This is a genomic window from uncultured Methanobrevibacter sp., assembly GCF_937881195.1.
Classification (GTDB): Archaea; Methanobacteriota; Methanobacteria; order Methanobacteriales; family Methanobacteriaceae; genus Methanobinarius.
In genome coordinates, this window is sequence record NZ_CALGFC010000035.1 from 1 (window position 1) to 1,692 (window position 1,692).

The following is a 1,692-nucleotide window of genomic DNA, read 5'->3' on the forward strand; positions in this document are numbered from 1 at the left end:
GAGGACGACTCATAAAATTTTTTTCTTTTTTTCTTTTTTTGGATTTAGGGTTTATATTTTAGTTATTTTTATTTATTTCTTTGTATATTCTTTTTAAATTGTGTGAAATTCCTATTAATTTGGTTTCAGTTTGTGTTCTTTTTATTCCTGTTGTGTTAAATTCAGTGAGTTTTAAATTTCTTTTCATGTTTCCAAATGGCCATTCTACTGTTTTTGATCTTTTTTTGTATATTTTTTGAGCCCATTTTTCTTCCATTTTTCGCTGCATTCTAATTTTAGAAGGATTACCATAATCCGTTATTGTTCTATATCTATATTTTCCTGCACATTTCTCTTTTTTCAAGCAATATTTGCAGTTATTTGTCCAATAAACAGTTTTTTTACCATTTTCATATTGTCCTTTTTTATCTAAAATTTGTCCTTCAGGACAAATATATGTATTTTTTTCAACATTGAAAGTAAAATTATCTTTTGAATAAGGTTTTTCAATATTATTAATGTTTTTTAATTTTCTTGAAAGTTTTCTACTTGATATATAACCATCAAGTTGGTGTTCTTCTAAATATTCCATATTTTCGTCTGTAGAATACCCATTATCAGCTGAAATTTGAGTATTTTCTGGTAATTCTCCAATATTTTCTTCAATTTGAATTATCTGAGGTATTAGCTCATTAAAATCTGTTGGATTATTAGATATTCCAATAGATAGCATTATTCCTTTAAAATCATCCACACCAATCTGTAAATTATAATCAAATTCCCACTGACTCTTTTTATTTAACATCCAACGTGTTTCAGGATCATTAACACTAATTGTTTTTTGATTAGATTTTTTCAATTCATCTTCCAAATAGTTGATTTTATTCAAAACTTTTTCATGAGATTTTTTATCTTTAATAGCTTTTTTTAAAAGTTTTTTTGAACTTAATTTAAACTTTGAATCGTTTTTTGATTTTGATGAATCATCAATAAGTTTATCATAGATTTCATCGAATGATTCTTTATTTATTAGATTTTTAGGGATTTCATTACCAGATTCATCACCAAGTAACCTATCTTCTTCTTCATCCAACTCAATACTATCTTTTAAAATCTTTTTAAGCATTTCTAATTGCTTTTCATCAGTTATATTGTTAATTGATGCTTTAGCTTTTATTTTTGTCCCATCAATAGCAATATGGTTAATTTTCACCAAACCTTGCTCTTTAGCAACTAAAATAGATTTTTTAAAAGCTTCATCAATTAATTCACTTTCTTCAACTTTAAAACGATTTATTGTTCTAAAATCAGGATTTTGCATTCCAGCAAGATACATATAAGCAATATCAGTCCTTGAACGTCTTTCAACTTCTCTTCCAGATAAGCCACCATCAAAAGAACTCATTAAAACTAATCTTAAAAGCATTTTACGAGAATAAGCATGAGCTCCAGCTGTAAAACGATATTTATCATCAATATCTGTAAAATCAATCCTTTCAACAATATTTTGAATCAAATAACAAGGATGATTATCAGGAATTAAATTTTTCAAATCAATCGGAACCAAAAGCTGCTGATCAATCGGATCATCTTTTAAAACCATAAAAAACACAACCTAACAAAAAATATTTCTTAAATATAGATTGTACTTCCTACTATATAAATTTAAAGGAAAAATAAAAGAAAAAAAAGAAAAAATTATGAGTCACCCTC

At 25.9% G+C, this 1,692-nt stretch carries 1 protein-coding gene; it reads right to left on the minus strand.

The window, feature by feature from the left end; translation table 11 throughout:
* Positions 1–58: 58 nt before the first annotated feature.
* Entirely contained in the window at positions 59–1,582 is a 1,524-nt protein-coding gene (locus tag Q0087_RS05480; RefSeq protein WP_297898675.1) for an IS1182 family transposase, read from the minus strand.
* Positions 1,583–1,692: the final 110 nt, after the last annotated feature.

Coding starts and splice junctions, on each gene's coding strand:
- Q0087_RS05480 (WP_297898675.1), bottom strand. CDS start 1,582: ATGGTTTTAAAAGATGATCCGATTGATCAGCAGCTTTTGGTTCCGATT.